Raw genomic sequence first — 13770 nt, 5'->3', positions numbered from 1 at the left:
CCATCTATTCGCATCAACTACCGATGCGGTTCGTTTTACTCACCACACCCTACTGTTCTTTTGGCCGCAGCAAATCAAACACCACTCGCGAAAAGCCCTTCGCGACTTCTGGGTTAGATAAAATCTGTAGCATCTGATTCTGATGCGCGTCACTACTGTCCATCACGGCATCATCGATCGCTTTGAGGAAATCACCTAACATCGCCTGTTCAGGGCTATTGTTTTCAATTTGATTCATCACACGACTGTTTTCACTTATCTTGTCGCGAATGGTGTAAGCATAGCTGATCAGATCTTTATCGCTGAGTTGATCAACAATAAACAGCTCATTCAGGCGTTCCAAAATTTGCGACAGAAACTCCTCTTTCTTATCTTTTGCCTTGGCGCTGCCCACTTCATTTCCCGGCTCTAACCCGTACTCGGCTTCTGTTTCTAACACCAAATCCTGATGACGTAGCACCGACAAGCGATAATGACTCAGGGCAACATTACTCAGATCGACATCATCTTCATCGGTCACTTTTTCGCGCAACATGGGGCGTAAGTGGCGTGCATAGAGACTGAGTTTTTCCAAATCCTTGTTATCATAATCGACAATCTGCGACATGAACTCATAGAAACGGGTATAGCTGCCGAGATCTTTTTTGAAGATCTCCAACCGATCCTTTTCCTGCTGGCAGTCTTTGAAGCTCTTTTCAGCATTGGCAAATAATACAGGGTCGCCCGTATGCTTGGTGCGCTCAAACATCACTTTCGCCAATTTTAACGCATCGACTGCTGATTTATAGCGCACCTGCCAACGTTGAACCGCTGGTTTGCAAATATTACTGATGGCCGCATTGCTGTTATTTTTAGCAAAGAAGGCGACAACAAACTGCTCAACCTCCTGCGTAGTGAAAATGTTCTCACTGCGCAATTTATCAAACAGATCAAAAACCTGATTCGGATCAGATACATCAGTCAATTCAGCCGTTTGATAATAGGGCTGAAACGCATCAAGGATATCTTGCGGATCATTGAAGAAATCGAGGACAAAGGTGCCACTTTCATCCTTGCCAGGATAAGTGCGATTCAAACGCGATAAGGTTTGCACACAATCGACGCCACCGAGCTTTTTGTCCACATACATGGCGCACAATTTAGGCTGATCAAAACCAGTCTGAAACTTATTCGCCACCAGCATTATCTGATAATCATCCGAATCAAAGGCCTTACGCATATCGCGCCCCTTCAACGCTGGATTCATATTCTTTTCGGTGAACTTATCGCCTATCAACGCCGTGGCATTTGGATCGCCGTCGTTAAATTCCACCTCACCAGAAAAAGCCACCATCGCCCGAATCGAATCGTAGCCCTTATTCGCCACGTATTTATCAAACTCTTGCTTATAACGCACCGCCTCCTTGCGCGAACCAGTGACCACCATCGCTTTAGCTTGACCACCAAGTAAACCCAGAACGTTATCCTTAAAGTGCTCAACAATCACCAACACCTTTTGGGCAATATTGTAGTCGTGCAGTCGCACCCACTGGCCTAGCTTCACCTTGGCTTTCTTGCTATCAACCTCTTCATCTTGAGCCTGAATCCGCTGCGCCAACTGATAGGCCACCTTGTAATTGGTGTAGTTCTTAAGCACATCGAGGATAAAACCCTCCTCAATGGCCTGACGCATGGTGTAAACGTGGTAGGCAACAGGTTTGTTTTGTTTCGATGCTGGCAATTCAGGGTTCGGCACTCGACCAAACAACTCCAGCGTTTTGGCCTTAGGGGTCGCGGTAAACGCAAAGTAACTAAGATTCGCACTATTGCGCCGCGCCGCCACCGTCGCATCAAGAATATCTTCTGCTGATAATTCCACATCATCGGCAGAATTCTCCACCATCAACACCTCTTTCAACTTGCTGGCGGTAGATCCCGTCTGAGAGGAATGAGCCTCATCGGCGATAATCGCATAGCGCCGCTCTTTCAAGCTCAAACTGTTTTCAATGGCATCTAAAACAAAAGGAAATGTCTGAATGGTAACAATAATGATCGGTTGTGACTGTTCCAGCGCTTGCGCCAGCTTTTCCGACTTCGACCCATCGCCCTCTTTATTGTTGATGCGACCGACAACGCCATCAGCATGTTCAAACTGATGAATCGTATCCTGCAACTGATCATCCAACACCGTACGATCGGTAACAACGATGACAGAATGGAACTGCTTGTTGCCCTCGGTATCATAAAGCGACGACAGTTGATGCGCCGTCCAAGCAATGGAGTTCGACTTACCCGAACCGGCACTGTGTTGAATCAAGTACCGTTGCCCAGCACCCTCACTGCGCGCCGCAGTCAACAGCCGATTGACCACATCCCACTGATGATAGCGGGGAAAAATAAGCGACTCTTTCTTTGATTTCTTTCCCTGCCAATCTTCGATCTCTTCGATCTGTAGATGCGCATAACGCGCAAGAATATTGAGCAGATTATCGGGCAGCAGCACCTCATTCCACAAGTAACCGCTGGAGTAATCCTCTTGATTCTCAGGAATATCGTTGCCAGCGCCGCCCTCTTTCGTTCCCTTGTTAAAGGGGAGAAAAAAGGTATCGCCGCCGGCCAACTTGGTGGTCATGTAAACCTCGTACTGACTCACAGCAAAATGGACCAAGGCGCCACGTTTAAAGGTCAATAGCGGTTCTAGCTTCTTCGTCACCGGGTCTTTTGGTGGGCGGGTGTACTTATATTGCTTTATGGCATTTTCAACCGCCTGTTTAAATTCCGACTTCAACTCCAGCGTCGCAATAGGCAGGCCATTAACAAACAACACCAGATCAATGCGCCACTTTTTCGCCTGCTTCCCCGTTTCAGCCAAATGCTCATCCGTAGCATAAGGGCTATAGACCAACTCTGGCACAAGACGTAAGCGGTTGTTCTGGTAACGACTTAACGTATCGGGATTGAGATCATGCTCTGGTTTAAACTGACACAGCTTGAAGCGCGCGCCGCGATCACGCAGTTCATGGCGCAGCACACCCAAGGTACCAAAGGTGCGCAACTCACGGTTTGCAGCGTTAGAATCAACTTTATTAAGCTGATTGGCGACCCTTTCGAGAAAATGTTTTTCAGGATTTTGTGGATAGAGTTTGTAGTACTTTTGCCACTCTTGAGGCTGAGTGTCTTGAACAAAGCCGAGCACGTCTTCCTCGTATAAAGCGAGTTCACGGTTATAGCCTGTCGGTGAACCTAACAGCCAGCCGTTAGCGATCATCTGCTTGATGATGTCATTTTGAAAGGTAAGCTCATTCGATTTGTTCTTCAAAGTCAACACCCCCAACAACCAAGAAAGCTCTCTTCCGGCTGCGATGAAATAAAATTACGCATAAATATCAAATAGTTACACTGGCCTCATTACCCCTAAGCAGGTTCCGGTGAAATAAGATTTTCACAGACACGCTCATTCCTTGCCCTTTTTCTGTTCCAACTGCTGCGCTAATGTCTCCAGCTCCTGCATATCATCGGCATCGGCGGCGGCCTTTTCAGCGCTCCGACGCTGGGAATCAAAGGCTTCGTAGCGTGTATGCACAATCGACTGCATCTTCTTGTGACTGACGGAACCAGCTCCCAATAATAGTGGAAGGTCATTAAATTCCAACGTCCGATCAACGTTATTGCGCCAAAAATCGAGGGTGAGTTGCTGACGCCCCTTAACCCGTAATTCCGCCTGTTCAAGAAAGATCACCACCAGACGGTTGAGAGAATCGATCTCATCTTGCGTGAGGTAGTTTTTGGCGACAATCACATCCTGTTTGCGCACACGGCCACCACCCCAACTGCAGAGATTCATATTGGGTGCGTCCTCATCGGCACGCTCCACCACGATTTCTGCAGCGGATTTATGAGCGACAGCGTAGAGCAACTTATTCTGTACCTCGGCAAAGAAACGGTGTGCCGCTTGCTCATCATTGTGATAATCGACGCTCAAGGAAAACAGTTCTCGAACCTTTTGATAAAAGCGTTGTTCCGATGCCCGTATCTCGCGGATGCGGGCGAGGAGTTCGTCAAAGTAGTCCCATCCGCCCGGATTTTTGAGGCGTTCGTCATCCATTACGAAGCCCTTGACTAGGTATTCGGTTAGATGCCGCGTAGCCCATTGACGAAACTGGGTCCCACGGGGAGAACGAACGCGATAACCCACTGCCAGAATAATCTCTAGGTTGTAGAGTGAAATCTTACGCTTAACCGCCCGCGTACCTTCACTTTGAACTGTCAAGTAATCCTTGACAGTTGCCGCCTCACTCAACTCCCCTTCTTTGTAGATGTTTCTGACATGCAGGCTGACATTCTGCTTCGTCGTCGCAAATAACTCCGCCATCTCTAACTGGCTCAACCATACCGAGCCATCAATAGCCTTAAGCTGAACCTCTGATCGACCATCATCGGAGCCGTAAAGGATGAACTCCCCTTGTTCTCGATTGTCACTCATGCGCGTGACTCCTTGCGGGGTTCAGTTTGATCGGATTGCCAGTTGCGGACGTCGATTTTGCCGGTGACGGCAGCGGAGATGAGGGCGGTGCGGCGCTCCTGCATAAGCTCAATTGACTGGGAAGCTTTTGTTGTCAAGTCGTCAAAACGCTTTTTTTGTTTACTCACATACTCGACGATATATTTTTCCTCGACGAGCGGAGGGAATGCTATTGGGATGTTCTGCAATATAGGTACACTAATATTTTTCTGTGCACTTCCCCAGCCAAGCAGTTCAAAATAAGACTTCCCTGTATGAGAGTTGAGATATTCAGACAAAAACTCTGGGACATGGCTTTTAAGGGGCGTTGCTATTAAATTCGTGAAGCACTGCGACTTATTCAAACTCTCAGGGATGACTGAACTGATACCAGGAAAACCAGTTCTAACAGTTACCACGTCTTTGGCATATAGATATTTACTTTTGTTTTGTTCGGCAAAAGCTTCCTTAATGTACAAAAGATCTGATGTTCTCAACCCATCTTCACCAATATTTGTCGAACGAATAATAGGAACTCCCGAGTCAGCATAAGCGTGAGTCGCCGCTTCAGCGATACCAACAACTACTCGCGATGCACAAAACTTGTATTTCGCGACAACCCAATGCTCCGGCACCTCGCCCAACCACTCAACACCGGAATCTTTCATCGATGCATCGGGATTAAGTCCTTTGGTGACGGCATGGCTGATCACTGCCTGCCGCTTTTCTTTCAGCAATTTGATCAGTTGTTGTTGCTTGGCGATCAGGGTGTCGATTTTGGCGGTTTCGTGGTCGAGAAAGTTGGCGATCACCTCTCTTTCACATTCCAATGGCAAGGCAACCAACTGGGCGTGTATATTGTTTCTATCTAATGTTCCAACGACAGATCCCGCACTGAGACGTTTGGGACTTAGTGCCAGCAACAAATAATATAAAAACTTTGGTGGTGACCCCTTAAATTCCTTCAGATAAAGTGCTGTATTATGAGCCCAGTAGTCCTCTTGGACGTAATTCACCTCACCAACGCTCCCGCTCCTGCCAACAGTCACAGATGGCGCTTTTGTATTAAAAATGTTGTGCATACCAATGACACCGTTTGAGCCGTAGACAGGGAAATCTCCATTAACCATTTTATCCGAAGAGAGGTCATGTCCACGTTGAAGTAAAAAGCAGTGTTTTGCTTGCATTAAAACCCAATGCGCTGGAACGACACCCAACCATACTTCGCCAGAGTTTATATATTCTGAATACACAAGATATCTGCCAGCCATCAGCTATGCACCTCCCGAAGAAGGTCCATTATTTCCGAACTCACCAAATCTAAATCCCGATCAATCTCCTCCAATGAACGCGGCGGAGTATAAACATAAAAATGGCGATTAAATGGAATTTCGTAGCCGACAATCCCTAACTCACCATCCTTATCATCGCGTTTGTTGGCATCAATCCAAGCATCCGGCACATGGGGCGCAACCTCTTTGAGAAAATAGATCTCGACGGTTTCGCTGACACTTTGCGACGGATCGAGGGGAATATTTTCGTTATCGCGCAAATCGCCATCAGCCTGAAACTCAACCACCTTGCCATCGACGGCAAACAGGCCGTAGAGAGGGGTGCTGATCACCCCTTGTCCTTTATGAATCTTCTTAATCACCCGCTCGGCCGCTGGATTCTTCCAACTCACGGCATCGAGTAGTTGTTTTTTCTCTTTTGTCTCAAGTTTTAAATCACTGCTTTTCAGTGCCTGTTTCAATTGCTCATCAAAGTGGTTGAAATCATCGCAGGGGCTATCAACAATGGCAGCAGCACCCATCTGCTTGGCTAAGGCGGTTTGCAATGCTAGACCTTTCTCCAACAACTGCTTTTGAAAGCACCACAGTTTGCTATTGAGCAACTCTTTAATCTGTTTCTCTTTTAGCTCTTTAAAGTTCGCCTTAATGTGCGCCCGAACTTCGACGGCAACAGCTGAAAGATCACCATAGCTTTCATTGATCCAGCTGTGGCCAAACTGCTGATAGGCCCATTTCATCACCGCATTAAATGGTTTCGGCGCAAAGCGTAGTTCATTGATCCGTTGGTTGGTGAACTGAACCGATAAGCGCAAGGGTCGTTCAACGGTAATGCGCCGATAACCAAAATCGGTGGTGGCAAAAATCTTACTAGCAAAGGTTTTGGCTGCTACAGCCTTCGGGTTGGCAGACTGCCGCCCGCGGTTACTCTTAACCTCAGCAGGTTTATCGAGTTCGACGGTATCTACTTTTTCGAACTGGCCAAAGCTACGGGTGATGGTGGCAATATCCTGTTCTGACATGACATGGCGTTTGGAACCAAGGGATTTACGCATTTTGCCACACAGGTTGACACCGTTGATAAGCTGTACTTTATCTTTACGTTCTTTCGATTTTTTGTTGGACAGCACCCACACATAAGTGGCAATGCCGGTGTTGTAGAACATATCGGTCGGCAAAGCGACGATGGCTTCGAGCAGATCAGCTTCGAGAATATAACGGCGGATTTCACTTTCGCCACTGCCTGCGCCACCGGTAAATAGAGGTGAACCGTTGAGGATGATACCAATGCGGCCACCGCCGTCCTTGGCATCACGCAACTTGCTAATCAGGTGCATTAAAAACAGCAGTGAGCCGTCGGAAACACGCGGCAAGCCGGGGCCGAAGCGGCCAGCAAAGCCTTTGAGGCTATGTTCATCCTTGATAGTCCCTTCGACCTTTTTCCAATCGACGCCGAACGGTGGGTTGGAGAGCATGTAATCGAACGGTTCGCCATATAGTTGATCGTTACTGAGGGTGTTTCCGAGTTTGATGCGATCGACCTCTTGCCCCTTAATCAGCATATCGGCTTTACAGATGGCGTAAGATTCGGGATTGAGTTCCTGACCGAAGGCACGCATTACCGCATTGGGATTAAGTTCGTAAACATATTCCATACCGCTGGAGAGAAAGCCGCCAGTTCCCGCTGTGGGGTCATAAATGGTGCGAATGATCCCTTGCTGAGTGAGGGCGTCGTCATCTTCCATAAACACCAATGAGGTGGTTAGGCGAACAATATCACGCGGGGTAAAGTGCTCCCCTGCTGTTTCGTTAGAACTCTCGGCAAAACGGCGAATCAACTCTTCGAACACTAAGCCCATCTCGTAGTTAGAAATATTCTCGGGGCTAAGATCGGTGTTGGCAAACTTTTGCACCACCTTGTAGAGCAGATTGGCGTCACTGAGTTGAGCGATAAACTCGGTAAACTTGAAGTGCTCGAAGATCTCACGGGCGTCCTTGGAGAACGACTGAATGTAGGTTTCAAGGTTGTCCTTGATTCCCGCTTCGCCAAGCTTAGAAAGGTCCATTGCAGAGGTGTTGAAAAACTTTGCCGAGGTTGAACGCATGATAAGCTTCTCGATAGCTTCATCAGGCAGATCCATACTGCTAACTTCGGCAGCTTTGGCCAGCACAGCGGCCTTGTCTTTTTGTAGGACACACTCAAGGCGACGTAATAAGGTGAATGGCAGGATAATACGGCCATACTGGCTTTGTTTGAAATCGCCGCGCAGCAGGTCAGCGACGGCCCAAATGAAGGCAGCGGTTTGTGTGAAATTGGTGGTCATATTAGATAACAGGCTTTCTTATAGGTTGTAGTTAAATGCGATTATCGGTTAAGCCACAACCCCATTTGATTATTGTACTGACGGTAGGTTGCCGGCGAACAGAGTGAACCGCATCATTCATCTATTGGTAACGGAGACCGGTGCGGTTCGTTGGCCTCACCGCATCCTACGTGCTCCACATAAAACAGTTAAACACCTTACACCGCGAGTTAATTTCTGTAAATAAATCTAACCATTTAGAGTGGCTCACCAAACGACAACAATCACACCACTTGCATCCCCGCCCGACCCTGATATCGTTATTAAACATCCATCAATCATTTTCAGGGAGGTTTGCCATGATCTTGAAGGAAAAGCTCGAAGCCATTGCTACAGATTTTGCTGCTCAGGTTGATCCAGTTCAAATGGCGACAATGCAAACTGCGTCGCAGCAGTTGCTTAACTCGGGCATTTTGGCGCGCGCGCTTAAACCGGGCGATAAGGCCCCAGAATTCACCTTGCATGATGGTTACGGGTTGGAATTTAATTCGGCTCAGTTGCGCGCCAACGGCCCGCTGCTAATCCATTTTTACCGCGGTGGTTGGTGACCGTTTTGCCTCGCGGAGCTGGACGCTCTGCAACAAGCATTACCGGCAATTCAGGCAACAGGTGCGACATTAGTGGCGATTTCACCAATGTTGACTGAATATGCAAAACCGCTGGTCGATCAATATCAGCTCGGCTTTCCACTGTTATGTGATCCGGGCAATCAGCTTGCAGCACAGTTTGGCCTGAGCTATGCTCTGGCACCAGAGTTACACGATATTTATATGAAATTTGGCCTCGACGTACCGCGCTACAATGGTGACAACTCATGGCAGATACCGATGCCGAGTTGCATCATTATTGATACCAACGGTGTGATCCGCGAAACGGAGATCCACCTTGATCACTCCACCCGCACAGCACCGGAGAAAACCATCGTCATGCTTAAGGAATTAACCGCACACTAGCAGTCTGCGGGCTTGGTGAATCGTAGCGAGAAATTGGCTGATCGAGAGCAGAATTTCGAACATTTGAAGGCGAATAGCTAGCCTATTTGTCGAAAATGTGAGGGAATATGCGCCGATCAGATAATTTCGCAGTAGATTCTTGCTAAGTCCGACAGTCTGCTAGACAAGGAGCGAAACAATTAGTGATCAACGGTACCCTGAATTTAACCAGCTGAAGTGTAGAGCTAATAAGATATTCAAATATGTCACATTGTCGTGTCTTATGTGTGCGACAGCACTAGTGTTGCCGTGTTACGCCAGCGACTCAGCCTCAGTGGTAATAATCGACAATTTCGATCACGGACTGAGCCCACAGTGGCAGGCAAAGGAATTTAACGGTCAAACTCGCTACACCACGGCCACTGAACCAACGGGGGAGGTACTACAGGCCGAGAGCCACGCCGCAGCTTCAGCGCTGATTTACGAAAAGCGCTATAGCTTGCACGACTACCCGCTGCTGAGTTGGCGCTGGAAAGTGAGCGATGTGATCGCCAACGGCGATGCCAGCCATAAAGCTGGTGATGACTATGCGGCACGACTCTACGTAGTTTTTCCCCATTGGTTTTTCCCGATGACACGTAGCATCAACTACATTTGGGCCAATAAACTGCCAATCGGCACCCATATTCCCAGCACCTACACTAGCCGTTCGATGATGTTGGCAGTGCAAAGTGGCCGCGAGAATATCGGCAGCTGGCACGTTGAGAAGCGCAATGTGCTGGAAGACTATCGCCGTTTGTTTGGCGAAGAACCGCCTATGGTAGGAGCGATTGCCATTATGACCGATACCGACAACACCAAGGGCAGCGCCTTGTCATGGTATGACGATATTCGTATTGAATCAGCGCCCGCCCCCATAACGATAAAGGAGTAGGCCTATGTTTAGATATTTTTTTTCAACAAACAATGACACCAGCAGCCTGATACTGCGTGTCACCCTCGGTGTTGTGATGCTACCCCACGGATTACAGAAAACTCTGGGCTTGTTTGGTGGCCACGGCCTAACTAACACCATGGCTTTTTTTACCGATAAAATGGACGTACCGATGGAGGCGGCTATTTTAGTGATCTGTGCCGAATCACTTGGTGCGCTGGGGTTGATCTTTGGCTTCTTAACGCGCCTGTGTGCGTTAGGCATTGCAGCGGTTATGACTGGCGCCATTGTTATGGTGCATACCCAATACGGCTTTTTCATGAACTGGCAGGGTACGCAAGCGGGGGAAGGCTTTGAGTACCACCTCCTAGCCATCGGTATTGCCCTCGCCCTGATGATCAAAGGTGGCGGTGCGGTGTCGATTGATCGAGCGATAAGCAACCAACAGTAGGAGAGTAAATCTAACCGTTACTCACGCTCAACCTTCCCTACCGGAGCGAGATACAGGGTAAACTCTTCCTCGCCATCCACCCCAATCAACGCATCCATTTCCGTTTGATCATAAGCAGCGATGGCGCAGGTTCCTGCGCCAATCGCTGCACAGGCTAAATAGAGGTTTTGACACACATGACCGACATCCATGCCAATGACGCGGTGAGCAGCTTGGGCGTAGCGCCACTCCATACGATAGGGGATGACGCTCCAAACGATGGTCAGTGGTGCTTGGCTCACAAAGTGTTGATTAAGGGCGGCGGCGCTAAGTTGGTTGGGGAAATCGTCACCTAACCGTTCACAGACTAAGGCATGTTGTAAGGGTAAGTAACGGTATAGCCCCGCTTCGAGTCCTTCGACATTTGCAACAACGAGATAGCTTTCAAAAGCATGGCGGCAGCCCGCAGAGGGCACGGTACGCAGGGCGCAGCCATCGTTGATGGTTTGACGAATACCTTGAGTGGCCCAAAGGAGCAAGCCAACTTCGGCAACAGAGAGTGGTTCGACTGTGTAGTGACGGTGACTTTGGCGTTGTTCGATGGCATCGAGTAGATCCGTGCCAGCAAAGGCGGCTCGGCTGTCGGCAGCGGGAAGTTCAATCACTGTTTGCTCAGGTCGAGGTGGCCGTTGCACTGGCGGCGGCATCACACCGCGGTTTTGATCGGTGAGGTAAAAGTCGATCTGCTGACGTAGGTGATCTTTCAAAAAATCACGTTGCTGTTCTATGCTTGGTAACGTCATGACATCTCCTGTTATCGATTGTCCATCATAGCAATTATGTATGTCGGCCACCGACCGATGAGTTTTGATTGTACGCTGAAGGATCTACAAATGTTATTTAGGGTTAGTGTCCTCTGCGTTGGCGGACAATGCCCGCCCTACCAGACTTTTTCCCTCATCTTGAACTACCGAGGAATCCTCGGTAATTCCCTCAATATCAAGCCCACCCTCTTTATAAATATTACGAACATGTAACCCTATCGTATCAGGATTTTTATCAAACAGCTCGGCCATCTACTTTTGAGATAACCAGACAGTTATGTAGGTCGGGCACTGTCCGACGAGTTTTGATTGTACGCTGAATTGGGGTTAGTGTTGGCGGACAATGACTGCCCTACCTGATCTAACCTGTTTAGTTATACCTGTAACGGCAAGCCAATTTCCCCTAACAACAACTTGAAATGATCTTCCGTCGGCACCTTTTTGTAACGACGCAATGCGGGCAGTAATTCGTCTCGCTGCGGAACCGTGATCCATTGTTGAATGATCTCGGCGAGTTTTGTTCCCCACAACAAACCTGCCACCAGTGAGGTCACATTATTCGGATGGCGTTGATCACTGCTGTGACTAAAGTCGATGAGGGTCAACTGCTCGCCATCGACAAAGGCGTGTTCACTTACGCAGCGCAGCGCACCATGATCGATCCCCGCTTGATCGAGGCGAAACCCTTGCCAAAATAAGCGATTTAGAATGATCTTTAATTGTGGAATTTGACTGGAGTTGAGTTGTTCGAGCCAGCGACCCATAGGCAGACCAGTTAATCGCTGCATGATGATGATATCACCCTGATGACAATAGAGTTGCGGGCCGATACCTAAATCGTTAGCACGTTGGAGTAAGCGTGCCTCATTATCGAGGTTAGCTTGTTGGCAACTGCTGCGGCGCACTTTAATGGCGGCACTGTGTTGCTGCCAACTACCAGCGAGCACCACACCACAGTAGCCGACACCAAGCACAGCAAAGCCTTGGTGGTGAACTTCCCCTTGTGGCAGAAGATAATCCACACCCAACTGATCCAGTTGATGGACTAACCGTTGCTGACCGTCGCCCTGTTGCGTATCAGCGAGCAGACGGTGATACGGATCTGGCTGATTAAGGAAGATTCGACACATAGATACCGCTTTCAGAGTTATGGAATGAGTTATGGCTATAAAGTGTAATCTCGCAGATGAACAAACTGCGGTCAAGTGTCACGAAAGCTTTCCCTAACGGGTTGGCTTCACGTATAGTAGCTGACAGGTTAACCTTTTCTAGTCCACTAACAATGATCCTGTAATGAAACGAGTATTGCCATGTCAAAAATGAATACCGATGCTGCTATGCCCATTGCCTTGACCCTAGAGCCAGGAACCTACTCACGCTGCACCTGTGGCTCATCACAAAATTTACCCTTTTGCGATGGCAACCACCCTTCTGGTTCGCCATTACCGATTCAATTTGAGATCAAAGAGAAACAAAAGGTTTATATCTGTAGTTGTGGAAAAAGTGAAAACCAACCCTTTTGTGACAGTACTTGTGGCGTTAATCTGCCTGAGTAATAACATGTTCAACGGCGAGCAGGCTGTTTGACGTGACAAAAGCCGATTTGCTGTGTAAGCGAATCGGCTTTTTTTATTGCCCCTAAATCCAACTCTTAACGCTTCAACATCAATGAATATGTAAAATATATTTAGCGTATATTTTATCTATTACTACTTAACCTACTGATAAAATTGAGCTTTCCTCTTTTTCCACTCTTTGTTTGTACTCTTTCTTATAATCTTCTGAATAATTTTTTCATACGTTTAGCACACTCACCACTGACTAGACCGGCTCAAGAATCCTATGAAAAACTGTAGAATATCAGTTAGTTAACTTTTTATTTATCGATAAATCATTTCTTGGCACAACTCTCGCTATATAAGAAAGACAACAACGCAACAACGAAGCATCAAACACATATTTCGGAGGACGCCATGAAATCACTTACTAAGATTACCACAAGCCTATTAATTCTCGCTCTTACTGCAGCTCCAGCATTCGCAGGTCAACAGGGTGAAAGCAGTGGTTTAATCACATGGTTGTTCCTTGGCTTCTGCGGCTTGATCGTTGTAGCCCAACTGGTACCAGCCTTTATTCTTGGATTTGGAATGCTCAAGGGTGTATTTGGTCACGCTGAAAACCACTAAATTATTTAATTGAACGATTCATACTCATATTTTCTTAAACAACTTGAAAGGGACCACAACCATGAAAGCTCTTAAAAACATCACCTTAACTGCTCTGTTTACTCTTTTCGCTGCTTCTCCTGCATTGGCTTCAACTGCAGGCCGTGTTGACAACAGCGGATTCATCGTTTGGGCTTTCTTAGGTTTCTGTGCACTGATCGTGGTAGCGCAACTGGTTCCTGCAGTGATGGTTATGATGGGTATTGTTAAAGCGGTTGCCAGCCCAAAAGAGCTTGCTGAGCAAAAGAAATAACTCAGAAACTCGTTAACTTTCATCCCCTGGTCATGAGTCA

The 13770-nt window shown here is 47.8% G+C and carries 13 protein-coding genes and 1 pseudogene; 7 read left to right on the top strand and 7 right to left on the bottom strand.

Annotation, left to right across the window (positions count from 1 at the left end; all coding sequences use genetic code 11):
* Nucleotides 1-49: 49 nt before the first annotated feature.
* The 4 genes from ACZ5KY_RS04205 to ACZ5KY_RS04190 form a co-directional block, all read right to left on the bottom strand.
* Nucleotides 50-3247 carry a type I restriction endonuclease subunit R gene (locus ACZ5KY_RS04205; RefSeq protein WP_464244627.1) on the bottom strand — a complete coding sequence of 1066 codons (3198 nt, stop codon included), beginning with the start codon at nucleotides 3245-3247 and terminating at the stop codon, nucleotides 50-52.
* Nucleotides 3248-3433: 186 nt separating this feature from the next.
* Nucleotides 3434-4462 (bottom strand): virulence RhuM family protein, encoded by a 1029-nt coding sequence (locus ACZ5KY_RS04200; RefSeq protein ID WP_464242651.1) that lies wholly within the window; start codon nucleotides 4460-4462, stop codon nucleotides 3434-3436.
* Complete coding sequence (locus ACZ5KY_RS04195) at nucleotides 4459-5751, bottom strand: restriction endonuclease subunit S (protein WP_464242650.1); 1293 nt, start codon at nucleotides 5749-5751, stop codon at nucleotides 4459-4461. Before ACZ5KY_RS04195 ends, ACZ5KY_RS04200 begins: the two co-directional genes overlap by 4 nt.
* Nucleotides 5751-8093 carry a type I restriction-modification system subunit M gene (locus tag ACZ5KY_RS04190; RefSeq protein WP_464242649.1) on the bottom strand — a complete coding sequence of 781 codons (2343 nt, stop codon included), beginning with the start codon at nucleotides 8091-8093 and terminating at the stop codon, nucleotides 5751-5753. Before ACZ5KY_RS04190 ends, ACZ5KY_RS04195 begins: the two co-directional genes overlap by 1 nt.
* Nucleotides 8094-8431: 338 nt before the next feature.
* Between ACZ5KY_RS04190 and ACZ5KY_RS04185 the strand changes: the two genes are divergently transcribed.
* The 4 genes and pseudogenes from ACZ5KY_RS04185 (at nucleotide 8432) to ACZ5KY_RS04170 (ending at nucleotide 10449) form a co-directional block, all read left to right on the top strand.
* Entirely contained in the window at nucleotides 8432-8680 is a 249-nt protein-coding gene (locus ACZ5KY_RS04185; RefSeq protein ID WP_464242648.1) for a hypothetical protein, read from the top strand.
* Between the two features lie 12 nt (nucleotides 8681-8692).
* A pseudogene (locus tag ACZ5KY_RS04180) lies at nucleotides 8693-9085 on the top strand (redoxin domain-containing protein); the annotation flags it as partial.
* 313 nt (nucleotides 9086-9398) lie between these two features.
* Nucleotides 9399-9998 carry a DUF3047 domain-containing protein gene (locus tag ACZ5KY_RS04175; protein ID WP_464242647.1) on the top strand — a complete coding sequence of 200 codons (600 nt, stop codon included), beginning with the start codon at nucleotides 9399-9401 and terminating at the stop codon, nucleotides 9996-9998.
* 4 nt (nucleotides 9999-10002) lie between these two features.
* Nucleotides 10003-10449: a DoxX family protein gene (locus ACZ5KY_RS04170; RefSeq protein ID WP_464242646.1), complete on the top strand. Its 447-nt coding sequence runs from the start codon at nucleotides 10003-10005 to the stop codon at nucleotides 10447-10449.
* A 17-nt stretch (nucleotides 10450-10466) separates the two neighbouring features.
* Here ACZ5KY_RS04170 and ACZ5KY_RS04165 read toward each other — a convergent pair whose 3' ends face one another.
* The 3 genes from ACZ5KY_RS04165 to ACZ5KY_RS04155 form a co-directional block, all read right to left on the bottom strand.
* Nucleotides 10467-11231, bottom strand: a complete 765-nt coding sequence (locus ACZ5KY_RS04165; RefSeq protein ID WP_464242645.1) for a SagB/ThcOx family dehydrogenase — start codon at nucleotides 11229-11231, stop codon at nucleotides 10467-10469.
* 93 nt (nucleotides 11232-11324) lie between these two features.
* Nucleotides 11325-11504: a hypothetical protein gene (locus ACZ5KY_RS04160; RefSeq protein ID WP_464242644.1), complete on the bottom strand. Its 180-nt coding sequence runs from the start codon at nucleotides 11502-11504 to the stop codon at nucleotides 11325-11327.
* Between the two features lie 122 nt (nucleotides 11505-11626).
* Nucleotides 11627-12382 (bottom strand): hypothetical protein, encoded by a 756-nt coding sequence (locus tag ACZ5KY_RS04155; protein WP_464242643.1) that lies wholly within the window; start codon nucleotides 12380-12382, stop codon nucleotides 11627-11629.
* A 180-nt stretch (nucleotides 12383-12562) separates the two neighbouring features.
* On the opposite strand from ACZ5KY_RS04155, the gene ACZ5KY_RS04150 reads away from it, so the two are divergent.
* From ACZ5KY_RS04150 to ACZ5KY_RS04140, 3 genes are all read left to right on the top strand, one after another.
* Nucleotides 12563-12808 (top strand): CDGSH iron-sulfur domain-containing protein, encoded by a 246-nt coding sequence (locus tag ACZ5KY_RS04150; RefSeq protein WP_464242642.1) that lies wholly within the window; start codon nucleotides 12563-12565, stop codon nucleotides 12806-12808.
* Between the two features lie 417 nt (nucleotides 12809-13225).
* Nucleotides 13226-13438, top strand: a complete 213-nt coding sequence (locus ACZ5KY_RS04145; protein ID WP_464242641.1) for a hypothetical protein — start codon at nucleotides 13226-13228, stop codon at nucleotides 13436-13438.
* A 61-nt stretch (nucleotides 13439-13499) separates the two neighbouring features.
* Nucleotides 13500-13730 carry a hypothetical protein gene (locus ACZ5KY_RS04140; protein ID WP_464242640.1) on the top strand — a complete coding sequence of 77 codons (231 nt, stop codon included), beginning with the start codon at nucleotides 13500-13502 and terminating at the stop codon, nucleotides 13728-13730.
* The last annotated feature ends 40 nt before the right edge of the window (nucleotides 13731-13770 follow it).

The organism is Desulfuromonas svalbardensis (genome assembly GCF_055389415.1).
Note: the sequence above shows the minus strand (reverse complement) of the source record. Positions and strands in the feature narration are given on the sequence as shown.